Annotated in this window: 14 protein-coding genes and 1 pseudogene; 8 read left to right on the top strand and 7 right to left on the bottom strand. The window is 33.5% G+C overall.

From position 1 onward, the window contains the following. The first annotated feature begins 244 nt into the window (after positions 1-244). Together SJW71_RS17875 and SJW71_RS17870 are read left to right on the top strand one after the other, a co-directional pair. Positions 245-783, top strand: a pseudogene (locus SJW71_RS17875) (sigma-70 family RNA polymerase sigma factor). 11 nt (positions 784-794) lie between these two features. Then, positions 795-1,898: a DUF4179 domain-containing protein gene (locus SJW71_RS17870; RefSeq protein ID WP_431811295.1), complete on the top strand. Its 1,104-nt coding sequence runs from the start codon at positions 795-797 to the stop codon at positions 1,896-1,898. Positions 1,899-2,371: 473 nt separating this feature from the next. Here SJW71_RS17870 and SJW71_RS17865 read toward each other — a convergent pair whose 3' ends face one another. Then, positions 2,372-2,518, bottom strand: a complete 147-nt coding sequence (locus tag SJW71_RS17865) for a YrzI family small protein (protein ID WP_274796140.1) — start codon at positions 2,516-2,518, stop codon at positions 2,372-2,374. A 782-nt stretch (positions 2,519-3,300) separates the two neighbouring features. On the opposite strand from SJW71_RS17865, the gene SJW71_RS17860 reads away from it, so the two are divergent. Next, positions 3,301-4,245 (top strand): DNA/RNA non-specific endonuclease, encoded by a 945-nt coding sequence (locus SJW71_RS17860; RefSeq protein ID WP_431811294.1) that lies wholly within the window; start codon positions 3,301-3,303, stop codon positions 4,243-4,245. A gap of 675 nt (positions 4,246-4,920) precedes the next feature. Here SJW71_RS17860 and SJW71_RS17855 read toward each other — a convergent pair. After that, positions 4,921-5,649, bottom strand: coding sequence for a DUF981 family protein (locus tag SJW71_RS17855; protein WP_274796142.1), 729 nt, complete (start codon positions 5,647-5,649; stop codon positions 4,921-4,923). Between the two features lie 223 nt (positions 5,650-5,872). Between SJW71_RS17855 and SJW71_RS17850 the strand changes: the two genes are divergently transcribed. From SJW71_RS17850 to SJW71_RS17840, 3 genes are all read left to right on the top strand, one after another. Beyond that, complete coding sequence (locus tag SJW71_RS17850; RefSeq protein WP_274796143.1) at positions 5,873-6,424, top strand: TetR/AcrR family transcriptional regulator; 552 nt, start codon at positions 5,873-5,875, stop codon at positions 6,422-6,424. 54 nt (positions 6,425-6,478) lie between these two features. After that, entirely contained in the window at positions 6,479-6,898 is a 420-nt protein-coding gene (locus SJW71_RS17845; RefSeq protein WP_274796144.1) for a MarR family winged helix-turn-helix transcriptional regulator, read from the top strand. 1,011 nt (positions 6,899-7,909) lie between these two features. After that, positions 7,910-8,614, top strand: coding sequence for a DUF5694 domain-containing protein (locus tag SJW71_RS17840; protein WP_274796145.1), 705 nt, complete (start codon positions 7,910-7,912; stop codon positions 8,612-8,614). A gap of 189 nt (positions 8,615-8,803) precedes the next feature. Here SJW71_RS17840 and SJW71_RS17835 read toward each other — a convergent pair whose 3' ends face one another. From SJW71_RS17835 to SJW71_RS17815, 5 genes are all read right to left on the bottom strand, one after another. Beyond that, positions 8,804-9,232: a CPBP family intramembrane glutamic endopeptidase gene (locus SJW71_RS17835; protein ID WP_431812221.1), complete on the bottom strand. Its 429-nt coding sequence runs from the start codon at positions 9,230-9,232 to the stop codon at positions 8,804-8,806. Between the two features lie 330 nt (positions 9,233-9,562). Further along, a complete protein-coding gene (locus SJW71_RS17830; RefSeq protein WP_274796146.1) occupies positions 9,563-10,261 on the bottom strand; it encodes a hypothetical protein in 699 nt (232 codons plus the stop codon). Then, on the bottom strand, positions 10,258-11,121 hold the full coding sequence (locus tag SJW71_RS17825; RefSeq protein WP_312505357.1) for an ABC transporter ATP-binding protein: 864 nt from the start codon (positions 11,119-11,121) through the stop codon (positions 10,258-10,260). The genes SJW71_RS17830 and SJW71_RS17825 overlap by 4 nt, the downstream gene beginning before the upstream one ends. Positions 11,122-11,124: 3 nt before the next feature. Next, the gene (locus SJW71_RS17820; RefSeq protein WP_274796148.1) at positions 11,125-11,484 is read right to left on the bottom strand and encodes a GntR family transcriptional regulator; all 360 of its coding nucleotides are present in this window, start codon (positions 11,482-11,484) and stop codon (positions 11,125-11,127) included. Positions 11,485-11,605: 121 nt separating this feature from the next. After that, positions 11,606-12,604, bottom strand: coding sequence for an acyltransferase family protein (locus tag SJW71_RS17815; protein WP_431811293.1), 999 nt, complete (start codon positions 12,602-12,604; stop codon positions 11,606-11,608). Positions 12,605-12,841: 237 nt separating this feature from the next. On the opposite strand from SJW71_RS17815, the gene SJW71_RS17810 reads away from it, so the two are divergent. Both SJW71_RS17810 and SJW71_RS17805 read left to right on the top strand, forming a co-directional pair. After that, positions 12,842-13,093: a phage holin gene (locus SJW71_RS17810; RefSeq protein WP_274796150.1), complete on the top strand. Its 252-nt coding sequence runs from the start codon at positions 12,842-12,844 to the stop codon at positions 13,091-13,093. Between the two features lie 81 nt (positions 13,094-13,174). After that, positions 13,175-15,256 (top strand): DUF2339 domain-containing protein, encoded by a 2,082-nt coding sequence (locus tag SJW71_RS17805; RefSeq protein WP_431811292.1) that lies wholly within the window; start codon positions 13,175-13,177, stop codon positions 15,254-15,256. Positions 15,257-15,423 lie beyond the last annotated feature (167 nt).

Below are 15,423 nucleotides of genomic sequence, written 5' to 3'. Positions count from 1 at the left end.
TGGACGGAATGTTCTGGCGCATTTCTTTAATAAGGAATGTGTCTTTTTCCATTTAAGGGCCAGATTGTTGAACAATACCTTAAAAAAAATTGGATTTTTATCTTAGAGTATAGATAAGATTGTGAAGTATTGTAGGTTTTCAAATTTAACATTTCTGTTATTATTTTTTTCTTTTGTGATAGATTTATCGTATTCATTTCGTATTACATAATAGGTACCAATATTCATTGAGCGGGGTGAACAATTGAAAATTACAGAGAACAATGTTGTACAACACATACAGAAAAAAATGAAAAAGCAATTCCTTTTATTATTAATCAGTATGGTGGTTTACTTACAGCAATCATTAAACGTCATTTAAATTACCAGCAGCAAGATTATGAAGAATGCCTTGATGATGTTTTATTATCGATATGGAATAATATTCATTCCTTTGATCCTAAGAAAAATTCATTCAAACATTGGATTGCAGCGATTGCAAAGTATAAAGCAATTGATTATCAAAGAAGACAAATTACCATACAAAATCAGCAATTTTTAGTTTCAGAAATTGATGATTGCTTGGTAAAAGCACAACAACCATCAGAAGAAAATTGCGTTGAGGAACTCCTTGAGCAATTGTCAGATGGTGAGCGGAAAATCTTTGAAAAATACTATTTAGAAGGAACCCCTTCAAGTGAAATAGCAAAAGAATTTGATGCGAAAGAGTCTTGGGTTTATAACAAGCTTTCCAGAGGGCGTAAAAAGCTTAAAAGTTTTTTAGTTCAAAAAAATGGGGTGTGAGGAGTGAGAATATGTCTATTTATAAAGATTTAAATGATATGAATATAGATTTGGAACAGTATGAAGAACAAAACCTTACAAACTTCGAGAAAAAGAAATGGGAAAAGCGTATATTGAAAAAAATTTGTAAAGAAAAGCCATCTCACGTAAAGAAATATTTAGGAGTTACAGCAACTGTAGCAATGATTTTTAGTTTGATTATTGTTTCGGGTTTAATTTCGCCAACGATGGCTGCGACGATGAAAGAAGTGCCTTTATTATCATCTGTTTTTAAATTTACAAGGGATCTTGGTCTACATGCCGCAGATGAAAAGGGACTCTCAACAAAATTGAATACAAGCGCTACGCATGAAGGCTTTACATTAAATGTAACAGAAGTAGTGTATGATGGTACACGTGTTGCAATTGGGATCGAACGCCATGATAAAGAAGGTGAAAATGCCAAAGAAAATTTATCAGAGCAAATCAGTAATATTGAATTTTTACTAAATGGTGAACCATTGAATCACACCAATTTTAGTAGTGTTTTTGAACAACCAAGTAAGGATAAGAATTCCGTAATTCTTGAATTTGCAGATTTGAAAAACCAAGGTGGAAGTCCTTTTCCAAAGCAATTTAATTTGACATTATCTGCTACAATAACTGGGATCTCTGAACCTTTTAAAATGGATATTCCAGTGAGTGATATTGGTAACTATGTAAACCTACAACCTAATATAAGTAGAAAGTACAAGAATAATCAGTTTACTATTGAACAAATTATGCTAACTCCTATTACAACTAGTATTACGACAAGAATAGCCTTGCTTGATAAATCAACTTCTGTAGATTTCCGGGAAGGAATAAGTATCGAAGTTTATGATGAACAAGGGCATGAACTAAAACTAATTCATGGCAATGGTAGACGTGAGACAAATAAAGGAAATAGCGATCTCATTATGGATTTACGGTTACATCCATTTGAAACCTTACCAAAAGCTATTACGATCAAACCATATATCTATCTTTATAATGACTACCCAAAAGGAACATATCAAGAGGATGAAAATGGTGACCCGGTCATTCAATACATTCCAGAACTAGAAATAACAATACCAATTAACTCACAAGAATAAAAAAGTACAGAAAGTGTGGCAAAGCTCACCTTCTGTACGAACTAATCAATGAGTACTTTGCATAGCGTATTTAGTTAGTTATCCCATTAAAGGGCGCTTTTTTTGCGCTACATGGATGGATAACGGGGCAGAATAATGGAATTAAGAAAAAATTCCTAAATTTAATTTTAGTATCGAGGAATTACACTTTTTAGAATTAGAATTTCCCTAACATTGTAATTCCGCATTTTCTTAAACTACATCAAGTTGTATGTGTAAAATATCGCTGAAAAAAGTGCAGAATACCTTCTGAAGCAACCCGTCCTAGATTAGAACGGGTTAGCTTTACTGGTTATAAAATTAAATAGCTATATTGTCACTTTATATTACTTCATCTGGTGGTTGTGTCTTTCTCCAGCCATAAAACTGCATGTCGTCTTTTAATTAAATAAATCATTTCAATTCCCACCTTTCATGTTTTTTTAAGAACAAAATTAAAATTGACGAATACGAATATAATTTTCTACTTTTCTTCGGTTCTCTTCAAAGATTTTTTTCACGTATTCATCATGAAGTGCTTTCTCAAGAGAGATCTCACGTTTTGTAATGGTTATCGTGAGAGCAAAAATGTTTAATATCATTTATTATCACCTCCTTAAATTACCACAAAAAAACCGTAGAGAGACTCCCCTACGGTGAAAAAAGGCACAAAAATACCGCAGGGGCACACTTCTCCCTGCGGTATGGGTATGCTTAAATATAAAAAACCTTAAGCGATCCATTCCGATCTGGTCGAATGTGTGTGTTTCATTTTTACTGAAGTTGTAACTACCAATGACATCAATTTAACGATAACGATCATTTCATTCGACCTCCTTAAGAATTTTTTGATTACTTTGTAATTATATCCATCTTTAAGTTGTTTGTAAACATCTTTTACTAAGTTTCCCTGATTTAGTTAATGATGACTAGAAAAACTCTTTGCTACTTACCTTGTAGTAAAGAGAAGATATAGAAGACTTAAAGCCAAAAAACATAATTATTATTAAGACAGAGATTTCAGAAGTCGTTTAGAATTTTTAAGGCTTGAGAATTTTTAGTACTTAAAGTAAAGGGTGGCTTTTTAAAGGGTAATTTTGATGTCCTTTACTCGAATTTTTTCTCGTATATTAATCTTAATTAGAGTTTTATTTTGATTTTCTTTTAGTTTTGTCTTCGTGAAATCCCCTAGTTAGAGTTCTTTGTTGTTTTTACTAAAAATTAAATTGTTTTTATTTGAATTTAACACTACATATCGAACTAAGTATCTACTGTGATAAAATTAATATTGTAATATACTATTATAAATAGGTTAACAATGTTAATTTATGTTTTAATCAAAAATCTCTAGAAAATTTAGTGAAAAATTAGAAGGAGTCCTAAAATGAAAAAGAAAATAAGCTATTTAATCTTACTACTAACTGCCATCTTTATAGTTGGTTGTACTAACGTAGAAGATGCATCGAATACTGATGGAAAAGCTGATTTACAAGAAGTAACAACAAAAAATAGTGATAAAGAAAATACTACGACTGAAAAACAAGTAGTAGAGGAAACATCAACTCAATCAAAAGATTCACTGTTCAAAGGTTACAAACTAATTGAAGTTGACGGTGGTGATTTGTCTGGACATCGCGAACCGAACGTGGTCGTAGACATTGGTTTTGGGGATCGAGAGTATTGGTCCTTTACGAATGAACACGGGCAATTAGTCCGTGTCATTGCAAACAAAATCGTTTTACAAGATGATCGTATCGAGCCTGTTACATCGTCTGGCAGATACTACGCTGATGAAGCAAAAGTACCTGGTGTTGAAAGAACAGATTTAGATGAAGGACATATTATTGCAGATTCTCTTGGTGGGGTATCAAATGCTTATAACATTACCCCACAAAATAGTACGCTTAACCGCCATGGTGATCAAGCATATATGGAAGATGCTATTCGTAAAGCTGGTGGAGCTACTAATTTTGAAGCAATAATTACATATCCTAATACGGAAACCCAGATTCCTTCTCATTACAAATACACTTACACTTTAAAAGGGAGTAAAATTGTAGATGAGTTTGATAACGGTAACCCTGATGAAATAAATAAATCTCTTGGATTAACTGAAAGTAAATCAACTAATTCAAATAAGTCAACAAGTTCTAATAAGTCCAATGCTTTGAATGGAACTAAAGATATTTCTAGCATTGATACAGATGGAAATGGTCAAGTAACGATTAAAGAAGCAAAAGCAGCAGGTTATAGTATGCCAATAACGAGTGATCATTGGTTATATCCATATATGCATGATAATGATAACGACGGTATGGTAGGGGAATAAGCACCTAGAACCTAAGGCAAAGTAATTGATCACAGATATAGAAACAATCGAGGCTCTTGTTAAATAAACTGTTCTGTTCTTCTTGAATTAACGGAGCCGACGATTGTTAAGTAAATAACAACAAAATAAAAGCGGTTCTTTAAGAAAGAAATCGTTACGAAAGAACAAACGTGGCATGGAGAGTATATTCACCAGCTAAACTATATGTGGTGCCAAAGAATTCGAATATTCAAGAAGCGTGGCGTGTAGGGATGCTGAATGAAAATCATCCATTGTTCTTAAGAGATGGTTTTACTATAGTGAATTTCGAAAATGAGACAATCAAGAGGGCGATCTTAATAATCTGTATCTTTTCTTCTACAAAGTTCACTATATGAGCCAGTGGACAGGTATGGAGGGCTACAAGAATAGTTTTGTTGACAGCTATGGACATACGTTTAATCTGTAGGAAGGTGACGTTATCTTCTATCATGCCGATCCATCTTCATTTGACGATTTTAATTCGAGCGTTACCCACTATAAAGAGAATAAAATAATGAAAAGCTTAGGATTTAGTTCCTAAGCTTTTATTATTCGGTTGGGCAGGTGCCCCGTAACGGGTGAGTTTTTTGTTGGGGGAGAATTCCTAACTGTAGAAAATTCACAACCAAACTTTATTATAAAGCTATATCAATACTATTTAGGCATTGTATTTACGATCAAACCAATATGTGTAAAGTAATTCATTGCTCCAAATAAAACAAAGGCGATACCTGCTACTGTCCAAAGGAATTTAATAACTTTAGCAAAGTTTGGATTTGCGTTTTTGTTTAAGGCAAAAGGAAATAATACTGCTCCAATCCCTATAATCGCAAATAATCCTGACATAAAAGTTGCCTCTAGCATTGGGTAATCCGCAAAGGCGCCTGATATTGGTTCTTCTGGTGGAGCTGCGAATAGTTGGAATCCGATACCTGCAAATGCGATTGAAATAAGTGCTAGCCCCATTGCCGCAGCAAAATAAGATAATGGTTTTATCAAATATGGCAATTCCTTACTTAAAGTATTGGAAACTATTTTTGAATCGTTCATATTTATACCTTGTTTTAAATATAGATTAGATTTTCTCCATAATAAGACTGATACAGCCAGAAGCAGAATGCCAAAAGCTAGTGAAGTCTCACCGAATATAATATCATCAAATGGGAAGCCAATCTTTGACAATGGCCAAGTAAGGGTCATATGAGCTCCTGTTAGTGTTAATATAAACCCTGGTATTCCAAATCCTATTGCCCAACCTTCTAGTTGTCCCACTTTTTCTTTAGCTAAATGGGAACCAAATCGAATAATTAGTAATAATCCAATCCCAGCTGATACTGACATGATTGTGTTATAGACAGCTGTAACTGACCAATCGATAATCATATAAAAAACTCCTTCTTAATTATCTTGAATTCAAGATATTTTAATTGCAAATAAATTCTATTCCCTTGTCACAAATTTGTCAACAAGATAACAGCAAATTACTTTATTTGCATTGCAATTGAATTTTAAGTCATAATGAACAAGATCAAAACCAATAATTTTATGGATTTGTTGTTTATACAACACATTTAAGATTTTGTTGAAAAAATAGGAGTGGAAACATATGACGCAATCGAAGACGGACCTTCGGGTTTTACGTACTCGTAAATTAATTATGGATTCTTTCATTGAACTTTCAGGGAAAAAGGAATTTAAGGATATTACCATAAAGGATATAACAATAGAAGCCATGATTAATCGTGCAACTTTTTATTATCATTTTAAGGATATATATGACTTATTGGAAAAGGTATTATCGGAGGTATTGTTAGTTAATTTGGATTGTGAATACTACCAAAATAACGAACTAAATGAAGAAGCATTAGTGAACATTTTCAAAGCAATTACAAATTTCCATAAGTCATTATCCCATCGTTGCCATAGAGGTTACGAAGATACTATTGCTCGTATTATTAGGGAACAGCTTGAAATCATATTTTACAAAATGTTGTTGAATCAACACCCTACTAAAGATAAGGAAGCCCTAAAGCTTACTACTACCATGTTAAGTTGGGGAATTTACGGAGCATCTTTAGAATGGGGAAGGAATAGTACAGTACCACCAGAAGAATTTATTAAATTGGTAATTCCTTCAATAATGTATGAGATTGATTGAATTTTTTCTATAAGGTAGATAAAATATATGCTATAGCATATAAAGAGGTGTTATATGGATTTACATGATTTATTAGGGTATCTTATTCATCGTACTGATGTAAAAATGACAAATTATTTTACTAAGGTGTTGAAACCTTATGGAATTACCCCAGAACAATGGAGTATCATTAGTGTTCTTAGTAGCCAAAGAGGCACTACTCAAAAAGAGTTGGCAGAAGCAATTGATAAAAATCAAACAACTGTTGTAAGAATGATACATTCAATGGAGAGAAAGAGTATTGTAAAAAAGGTTTTTAATGAGCAAGACAGACGTTCGCATTATCTTTTCCTAACTGAAAAAGGTGAAGAGATAAAAAAAACAATTCTTTCTGTAGTCAAAGATGCTCATCATGTCGTTTCGAGTAATTTAAGCAAGGGAGAAATCCAACAATTAAAATCGTTATTAAACAAATTATATGATACTCGTTACTAATACCTGACCCTATAGATATTTTGCTATTTATAAAGGATTTTTCTTAACACTATATGCTATAGCATGTAATTTTTGTCCATGGGATAGGGAAATTTAACTTCTTTCCAACGTTCTTGAAGATAAATTATGTTACAGCTATGTACTATTGAAGTAGCTGCCTAGTGTCAAGTAATTTTAAATGACTATAGTAATCTTGCTATTTTTGATTGATTTGGAGGCCATTCTCCAAATGCAAAAGTTGTAAGAACGTTAATAATCAGTTATTCGTGAAACGTCGAAAAGCTTAGGAAGTATTCCTAAGCTTTTTTGAGGTTTCTTTATGAAAGAAAATACTACCAATCCTTATAGTATATGGGGTCTTAATTCGGACCTATTAACCCTGAAGAAAATTTATTAAAGGGAAGGCGAGGCGTGTACAAAGAAGAACGACAATTAACTGAAAGTGCAATTTGTAATACAAAACGAAAGCCTTAAGCATTATCATAATGCGCTAATTATTATTATTTTTATAATTACATAAACTTTGAATAAATAAAAAAACCTTATACAAAAATAGGGCTGACTTTTATACAAAAAGGTTTGAACCTGACTTTCTCCTTTAGAAACATCCAGACCAAAAACTGGATTCATTTCGAAATCTCCTCAAGGAAAATACTAAATTAGTCGGTAACCCCCTAAGCTACTTGTAATATCAAAGATTCGCTTGTTAAACGGGATCTTTGTCCCAACTAGCTCTAAACACGTTTATACAAGTTAGGGGTGAACAGTTTTGCGGACGGGAACGGGTCCCACGGGCGCTACCTTCTACCCTGACTACCGTTATAATATGACCAAAAACAAAAAGGTCAAAAATCTGGCTACCCTTATACTTACTTGACTTTTTCAATAATGGGACAGATTGTTTAAAATCAATTTCAATAAAATGGTTATTTGTGTTAGAGTTTACTTTAGACTGCGAAATAACTTACTTAAACTAACGATGCAGGTTAATGAATAAAGGGAGGATTCTCAATGAATGTAGAAAAAGCGAAAGTCCTTATACTTGGAACTTTTCATATGTCTGAACATGAAGGTTTAAATTCTGAAAGAAGGCAAAATGAAATAGTGGACTTAGTATCTAAACTGGCAAGGTTTAAACCAACGAAGATTGCAGTTGAAATGGTACCAGAGGAAAGTGAATATTGTAATGAGAAATATAAACAGTATAAATCAGGTGTACATAAATTAGAGATGAACGAAATATTTCAAGTAGGCTTCCGATTAGGTTTAAAGATGGGGCATGAACAGATTTATCCAACCGATTGGATGGGTAAATCGGACATGGGTTATGCAGAAGTTGAAAGTTGGGCAAAAGAAAATCAACCAGAACTTTTAAATGAAATATTTGAGGGTCTTGTATTTCCTGAATTGTCGGAAGATAAAAGTATAATAGATTATTATAAAGCATTAAACGCTCCCATTTTTCTTAATAAATTGCATAAAATGTATGTAAATATTGCACGTATTGGTGGTCTTAATAAATATGTTGGTATGGACTGGCTAAGTTGGTGGTATAAGAGGAATTTGATTATGTTTGCTAATTTAACCCGTCTAATTGATACGGAAGAGGAACGTATTTTATTTATAGTAGGTGCTTCGCATACAAATATAGTTACTAAATTTCTTGAAGAGAGTGAGATTTGTGAGGTGGTCCCTCCACTAAGTTATTTATCCTAAAAGGTTTTTTCTTTAGATGTTTAAATGGTTCATTATTCTCATAAGTTCTCTTTTTAAATATAAAAGGAATTAGGAATAGTGTATAAGAGGACAACTATACAAAAAAGTACACCACTAAATAAAAGTAATGTACCAATTATCATGTATAATATTAAAGATAATCTATTATACATTCACTTATCTTTTATTTTACAGGGTAGACTTGACATTTTTCATAAAATTAATTGAGTGGCCTTTTTTTACACGTCTCCATAAAAAGAGCATATAGACAAAGAACACAAAAATAATGAGATAAGCACTCGTCATAGAGCTTTCTTCATTGCCCATGAAGTTAAAGGAATTATTAAACCCATGGAAAAGAATTGTTACAATAATGGATTGACCATCCAAGATAAGCAATGATAGAACAAGACCTACTAATAGTGCATAGATGATTTGTATAATGGTGTCTTCTAAGGATTGACCTCCAAGCAACTGAAGGGCATGTGTGACGCCAAACAAAATACTAGAAACCCATACAGCAGTAGCTACTCCTTTAGTCAGTAGCATTCTAAGCAAAATGCCCCTAAATATAGTTTCTTCGATAAATGCTATAATAAGCAATTGCATCAAGAACATAGCAATGACATTGCTCATAGAAGTCAAATTTAAGCCTTTTGCTCTCACTAAGATAATACATAAAATGAAAAGTAGTGGTAAGAGGATGAAGAGTTGATTCTTTTTAAAAGAATGAAAGAAATACTTTTGCCAGTTCTTTTTTATCATGATATAAATGAAAATCCCCAATGCAAGTGGAATTAACAAAGCAAACTGAAGAAAAGGGCTTGAAGGTTATAGAATAGAAACAAAAGCACCATTTATAACATAGAAAAATATGAGTAGAAATTCTAAAGCAACTATTTTAAATATTAATTTTTGATTCATTCGATAAATTTCTCCCTATTATATTTATACAGGATTTACAGAAACCTTTCGCATGCTTGTAGAAATAACTAAATAGAGTAAGATACTTAAAATAAAAATGCTTCCTAAGATAGCGCTTAAGGACGAATTAGATAAAAGCTCAAATAATGGTGTGAACCATTCAAACACGACCATTAAAATTGGAACTAAAGCAAGTAAGCCAATTAAACTATAGCCGCCTAAAATACCTAAGCGATAAAAAGTGACATTAAGAAGAAGGCCTGAATTAAGACAGAATAGAAGTAAGACTGAATCAAATGCTGCGGTTTGTAAAAATGAATAGGTGTTATCAAAAATTAAGAGTGGGTGGATGATGATAATATTATTTTTGATGTTTAGTAGGGTAGAAACATAAGTAATAATATTTTGTGCACTCGCAATGATTAGTGCACCAACTAAACTCCAACTTATGAAAAACAGCCCGACATTGACCATATATTGTTGGCGACTTAACCCTAGCTTTAAAAAATAGGGTAATGTTCTATTTAAAAGCTTTGCTGCCATTGAACTATAAAAAATGTAAACAGGTATCGAAATGGTAATTGCAAAAGATATATATTGACCGAAAAATGCATCTAAGAAAAATGACAATAGCACAATTAAAAATAAAATGCTCCAAAAAATGATATTATGTTTTTTGAAATTTTGAAATAAGATATAAAAACTACCTTTCATTGTATTCATTTCATAGACCTCACTTTCTGTTTACTTAAATAAACCAGCATGTCTTGAAGAGAGACTGATTCAAGCGATATGTTCTGACCTTCAATGAATTGGCCATTTGCATAAACAACAGCTGTCATTTCTTGCATAAACATATGCTGATAAATCACTGTTAAGTCACCAATTGCTGAAGCAACATCTGTAGCACTACCTTTTACAGCAACAATATGTTCGTACCACTCCTCAGCAGTTTTTTGCAATAATAGCTCTCCCTCATGAAGAATAAAAATTTCCTCAAATAGTTCGCTTGCTTCATCAATTAAATGTGTGGATAAAATAAATAAACGTGGATTTTCAGTTTGTTGTTCAATTAACAGATCATAAAACGTATTCCTTGCTGCCACATCTAAGCCTATATAGGGTTCATCAAAGATGGTAATGTCCGCACGACTCGCAAAGCCTGTAATGATTCCAAGTGCTGAGACCATTCCTTTTGATAAACTACGTACCTTATCTTTTGGATTCAAAGCAAATACTTGGACCAGTTCCTGAGCCAGCTCTTCATCCCATTTAGGATAAAAGAAGCGATTTGCCTTCAATGTTTGCGCAATGGTCATTTCTGCTTGGAAATTGTCACTTTCAGCGATAAAACAAATATTACGTAAAGTAGAAGGAGCATTAAAGACATTTTCTCCGTTGACCAAAATTTCTCCACTTGTAGTCGCGATGAGTCCTGATAACAGATTCAAAAAAGTTGTTTTACCAGCCCCGTTATGGCCTAAAAAACCTATAATTTTCGGACCCTCCATAGTAAATGTGACATTTTGTAAAGCGGATTTATGTTTATATGACTTCGTGACATTGTTGACAGTAATCTTCATACATTATCCCCCTTGTATCAATCTTTGTAACTCTTCATCGGAAATGCCTAAACGACTAGCTTCCTTTTTCAACGGTTCAATATGTTGACGAAAGAAGTTTTCTTTACGCTCAGTAACTAAAATTTTTCTAGCGTCCTCATGTACAAACATTCCGACACCTCGTTTTTTATAAATGATCCCCTTATCCACTAATTCATTCACGCCTTTCCCAGCAGTTGCAGGGTTGATTTGGTATTCTTTTGCAAACTCATTCGTAGATGGAATGCGGTCATCTGGTTGTAGCTGTCCATCTAGAATGGCATCTTCTATTCTTTCGCGAATTTGTTGGAAAATTGGTTTTTCGTTATTTAAAGAATGAATCACAATCCACCTCACTTGTTAATTGGTTGATTACTTATGTAATTAACCATACAACTTATGGTGCCATCTGTCAATTGTTTGGCAAAATTAATTAAAAAATTTATTTTCCATCAAAAAAGCCTTCTCAATGTTGAGAGGGCTTTTGATGAGCTTTACCTATCAGATAGGCACTTAAAGGTACGTACGAAATGATTTTGATAAGCAGCATACAGACAAGTAAACTGGACAGGAAAAGTGAAATTACTTGAAGAGCGGTAGTAGGTAGTAATGCGCAATAAGGAGCAAGATATTCTTGGATCAGCCAGTGTATTAGAAAGATACCAAAGGAATAGCGACTTAAAATATGGAGATAAGAGAGCTTGGGCATACTTTGTGCAAACGCTAATATACAAAATGTTATAGTCAAAACGAATAACATAATATCGATTCTTCTGGATGTAATCTGCTGAGCACCTAAATAATAGTTTGCATATAAAATGGCCATTGCAAGTATAACGGAAAGGACTGTGACGAATTTATATTTGACAAGATAACGTGCTATTTTTTCATAATGACTACCAATGATATAGGCCATTGCAAAATAAGGAAGCCAACCAACAAAGAGCAAACGCATAAAATGATCATTCTGGATGAAATAGTCGAAATTCAAATTTGCAATAGTCATATAAAAAATTCCTAGTAAGAAAAAAATAGAAGTAAACCAGATACTAGATAGCTGCCATTTTTTTATGAAAAAAAAGAGAATATAAAACTGAAAGATCGTCATGACAAACCATCCTGAAAAGTCTCCTAAAACAATATGTCGATATAATGCAATCCAAAAGTTTTCATCATAATGAAAAGCGGCGTTGGCTGCATATAAAATACCTGCAGCTACAAACGGCATAACAATAAACTGAAAACGACGCCATAAAAAAAGGGGAGGTAGCTGATTTGGGTAGCGATTAGCTAAGATCAAAATAGACAATAAAATAAAGGTTGGTGTAGCGAAACATAACAATAATCTAAAAAATTGATAGTATGGTTGATCAATATAGCCATTAATCGTTTCAATATTGGTTGTAGCATGTAATAATACAATACTTAAGCAAGCAATTACCCGCAAAACGTTCCACTCATACACCAAATCAATCACCCTCGTTTTCAGTAAACTGGGAGGCATCCAGTTATAAGATGCAACCTAACTAAATATATGTGTATGACATACGTGATAAAACCTTCCTAGCTTTCCTTCCATAAATAGTTTGGACCACAAAATATTAATAAAAAACTCTAGTAACTTAGCAAGAGTTCCATTTTTGCATATGTGTCACATAACTACTATGCATATACTGTGGCAAGAGGGGGGAGGTGAGCTTTTATGAGAATTAACTGGAAGGTTCGTCTTCAACATATTCCATTTCTACTAGGGCTATTTTCATTGTTACTCCTACTCGCACAACAAGTAGCGGCTATTTTTGGCTATGATTTAACAGCTGCGATGAGTGAGCAAATTTCATCGATTTTAAATACAGTTTTATCCATCCTTGTGTTAATGGGTGTCATTGTAGATCCTACGACACGTGGCACAAGTGATAGTGAGCGTGCTCTAATGTATAGGAGACCGAGATAAATTAAACTAAAAGTGTAATTTTACAATAAGGATAAATATGTTATAATGTTAGAAAATTGATAAAGTAGGGAGGATGATTGAATGTCCATTGAATTGGAGCGTAGAATTGCTAAGCTCGAGGAGGAAATGGCAGATTTACGTCAGGAGTTGTCTTCACTAAAGCGAACTCAAAACACTGAAAAAATAAATACTCTTGATGCCAGACAATCGATAATCAAGCAATCAGAACCAATAAAACCAAAACCCACACTGGAGTCGAAGCCTATCCCGTCCAAAGTAACGGAAAAAGAAGTGCAACCACAGCCATCGATGGAGGAACGTGTTATGTGGGCACTTCCAAAAGTATTCATGGTTATTTTAGTGATGGGGGTCCTTTGGGGACTAAAACTTGTCAGTGATTATGGTTATTTATCGAATGGCGTGAAAATCATCCTCGCCTATGCATTATCGGTGGGATTGGTGGTCATTGCCTACGTATTGGAACGTAGAAAAGTAGGCTCTGCTGCAATGACAATTTCACTATATGGTGGGGCATTTATTGTTGGTATTTTAACAACAGCAGCAAGTGCCATTTTGTATGAAATCATCGCTCTAACACCTGCATTAGGCATTACGATTCTGTATATTGGCTATGGAATTGGCATTAGTTATTTGAAGAAAAATGAAGCACTCACTATTTTTGTTGCTTTTACGTCGTTATTATTACCTTATTTACTAGAGTATATGGATTTTAGTGCCGTCATTATTTTACTATTTGTGATCGTATTGTTTGCTGCACTACAATTGGTCATTTATCAGCACAAGCAAAAGCTTGCACTTTATATAGCTACTTTCTTCTCTGTTCTAGCAGTGAGCATTGTAGCGTTTATGAATAGTGATCAGCAAGTTGTTTTTGCACTTGGTTTACTGGTGATTCTGGCAATCTTTTACGCAATTTGGTGTCTACTGTATCGTGTGCAATCAAAATGGAAGCCACTACATATAGGGCTCCAATTTTCTTTAGGCTCTTTTACTTTAATATTGATGAATCTTATTATCCGTTCGCTTGAAAATGGAGAAATACTACTCATTACCTTGATGATTTTATTTGGCGCAATAGCGTTTTATAGCTATCGTAAAAATTGGCAGGAAGTATTGGATAGTGCTGTCACGCTGGCATTTATTACACTATGTAATACCGTACTTCTAATGAATTTACCAAATAACATAGATGATTTACTTTATCCGCTCATTATATTTGCAGGTGTTATGATGAGTTTACGTATACGGGCAAGTATCATGAAGGTAGTTACTTCATTTTTCCTTGTGTTGACATTTACATTAAACTACGTCTTTCATGAGCCAAAACCATTTTTCAGCATAGATCATCTAAGTTTATTCATGCCGATTATCTACCTAATCGTCATATATTTATATGCAAGACGTCCAATAGAAACAATTACACCATTTGAAAAGGTTATGAAGGATTTATACATCATCGATATTTTAGCAGTGGTCACAGCAGGCTATTTCTTAGCTTATATTGGCAAACTAGACAGTGCTTATTTTGTGGACACAAACGGTATTCCTTATATGATGAGTATTGCATTAGCTGCACTATTTGCAGGCTCTTTACTAGTTGCCGAATCATACAAAGGGCGAGCGTTAACACCAGTTCTCGGCGCATTTTTCCTCCTATTCTCTTTGCTGATTAGCACCAAGACTTCAATGATGGATAGTTTAAATATTATCACTAGATTTGTTTATATTGCAGTCATTGTAGCCATCATCGTAGATATCTTTGTAAAAGGGCTTATTTACCGATTGTATGAAGATCGTCTAGGGAAATATGTCGATGCTATTGTAAGTTCTGGTATTGTACTCACAATGATTTCTATTTGGGGGCTGATTCAACAGTTTACGAATAATAACGTACTAGATTGGAAGCTAAGCATTGCCCTTACAACGATCACATTATTCTTGACGGCCAGTGTTTCATTATGGCTTGGTTCAAAACATGATCTTAAAACACTCCGTACAACAGGCTTTGTCATTTTGGTCATGGCGTTTATTAAGCTTATATTCTTTGACTTATCCGCACTTGATTTATTAATTAGAGCAATTCTGTTTATTACAATTGGTGGGATTGGCATGCTGTTGTCGGGTAGGTTGTTGAGGAAATAAAGAAGAAAAGAGATTCCAATGTATTTTGGAATCTCTTTTTACATTATGTTAAAATGATATCGAAACCTTACTATATTCCCCGCTTTTTAAAGTTCAACATTTCCCTAATCTTACATCATTCATTCTCTATTGTTTTTATCCAAATTTTCCATAACGACAAGTATTTT

Source organism: Lysinibacillus sp. FW12 (assembly GCF_050817245.1).
Taxonomy (GTDB): Bacteria; Bacillota; Bacilli; order Bacillales_A; family Planococcaceae; genus Lysinibacillus; species Lysinibacillus irui.
This window is presented reverse-complemented; position numbering and strand designations above follow the sequence as displayed.

Coding starts and splice junctions, on each gene's coding strand:
- SJW71_RS17855 (WP_274796142.1), bottom strand. CDS start 5,649: ATGATTATCGATTGGTCAGTTACAGCTGTCTATAACACAATCATGTCA.
- SJW71_RS17825 (WP_312505357.1), bottom strand. CDS start 11,121: ATGAAGATTACTGTCAACAATGTCACGAAGTCATATAAACATAAATCC.
- SJW71_RS17865 (WP_274796140.1), bottom strand. CDS start 2,518: ATGATATTAAACATTTTTGCTCTCACGATAACCATTACAAAACGTGAG.
- SJW71_RS17810 (WP_274796150.1), top strand. CDS start 12,842: ATGAGAATTAACTGGAAGGTTCGTCTTCAACATATTCCATTTCTACTA.
- SJW71_RS17840 (WP_274796145.1), top strand. CDS start 7,910: ATGAATGTAGAAAAAGCGAAAGTCCTTATACTTGGAACTTTTCATATG.
- SJW71_RS17860 (WP_431811294.1), top strand. CDS start 3,301: ATGAAAAAGAAAATAAGCTATTTAATCTTACTACTAACTGCCATCTTT.
- SJW71_RS17845 (WP_274796144.1), top strand. CDS start 6,479: ATGGATTTACATGATTTATTAGGGTATCTTATTCATCGTACTGATGTA.
- SJW71_RS17870 (WP_431811295.1), top strand. CDS start 795: ATGTCTATTTATAAAGATTTAAATGATATGAATATAGATTTGGAACAG.
- SJW71_RS17830 (WP_274796146.1), bottom strand. CDS start 10,261: ATGAATACAATGAAAGGTAGTTTTTATATCTTATTTCAAAATTTCAAA.
- SJW71_RS17850 (WP_274796143.1), top strand. CDS start 5,873: ATGACGCAATCGAAGACGGACCTTCGGGTTTTACGTACTCGTAAATTA.
- SJW71_RS17805 (WP_431811292.1), top strand. CDS start 13,175: ATGTCCATTGAATTGGAGCGTAGAATTGCTAAGCTCGAGGAGGAAATG.
- SJW71_RS17835 (WP_431812221.1), bottom strand. CDS start 9,232: ATGTTCTTGATGCAATTGCTTATTATAGCATTTATCGAAGAAACTATA.